This is a genomic window from Variovorax sp. Soil_C_26, from assembly GCF_057657075.1.
This window is the reverse complement of sequence record NZ_JBDGJC010000032.1, coordinates 1-1,213: the sequence shown is the minus strand read 5'-3', so window position 1 is coordinate 1,213 and position 1,213 is coordinate 1. Positions and strand designations below refer to the sequence as shown.

Below are 1,213 nucleotides of genomic sequence, written 5' to 3'. Positions count from 1 at the left end.
GTTCCGTCCGGATTGACAACGACGGTGCCGTTGGCGGGCGGCGTGCCCACCACGTAGCTCAGGCTGTCGCCATCCAGGTCGACGCCTGTCACCTGGCCCGCGACGGGCGTGTCCTCGGGCGTGGTCAACGTGTAGTTCGGAACGGTGGGCGCATCGTTGGTCGGGCTGACCGTCACGTCCACCGTGCTGGTGGCCGTGCCGCCGTTGCCGTCATCGACGATGACGGTGAAGGTGTCGGTGCCATTGAAGTTCGCACCGGGCGTGTACGTATAGGTACCGTCGGCATTGATGACCACGGTGCCGCTCACCGGTGGCGTGCCAACCGAATAACCCAGGTTGTCGCCGTCCAGGTCGACGCCTGTCACCCGGCCCGCAACGGGCGTGTCCTCGGGCGTGGTCAGCATGTAGTTCGGAACGGTGGGCGCATCGTTGGTCGGGCTGACCGTTACTTCCACCGTACTGGTGGCCGTGCCGCCGTTGCCGTCATCGACGACGACGGTGAAGGTGTCGCTGCCATTGAAGTTCGCACCGGGCGTGTACATATAGGTACCGTCGGCATTGACGACCACGGTGCCACTCACCGGTGGCGTGCCAACCGCATAACCCAGGTTGTCGCCGTCCAGGTCGACGCCGGTCACCTGGCCATTGACGGGCGTGTCCTCGGGCGTGGTCAGCGTGTAGTTCGGAACGGTGGGCGCATCGTTGGTCGGGCTGACCGTCACGTCCACCGTGCTGGTGACCGTGCCGCCGTTGCCGTCATCGACGACAACGGTGAAGGTGTCCGTGCCGTTGAAGTTCGCACCCGGTGTGTACGTGTAGGTTCCGTCCGGATTGACGGTCAAGGCGCCGTTGGCCGGCGGCGTGCCCACCACGTAGCTCAGGTCGTCGCCGTCCAGGTCGACACCGGTCACCCGGCCCGCGACGGGCGTGTCCTCGGGCGTGGTCAGCGTGTAGTTCGGAACGGTGGGCACATCGTTGGTCGGGCTGACCGTCACGTCCACCGTGCTGGTGGCCGTGCCGCCGTTGCCGTCGCTAACGACGACGGTGAAGCTGTCGCTGCCGTTGAAGTTCGCACCGGGCGTGTATGTGTAGGTTCCGTCCGGATTGACGGTCAAGGCGCCGTTGGCCGGCGGCGTGCCCACCACGTAGCTCAGGTCGTCGCCGTCCAGGTCGACGCCGGTCACCCGGCCCGCGACGGGCGTGTCCTCGGGCG

The 1,213-nt window shown here is 66.8% G+C and carries 1 protein-coding gene; it reads right to left on the bottom strand.

Going from position 1 to position 1,213, the window contains the following annotated elements; genetic code table 11:
• The coding region (locus AC3A6G_RS27295; protein WP_487875090.1) for a tandem-95 repeat protein at positions 1–1,213 on the bottom strand (1,213 nt) is incomplete at both ends.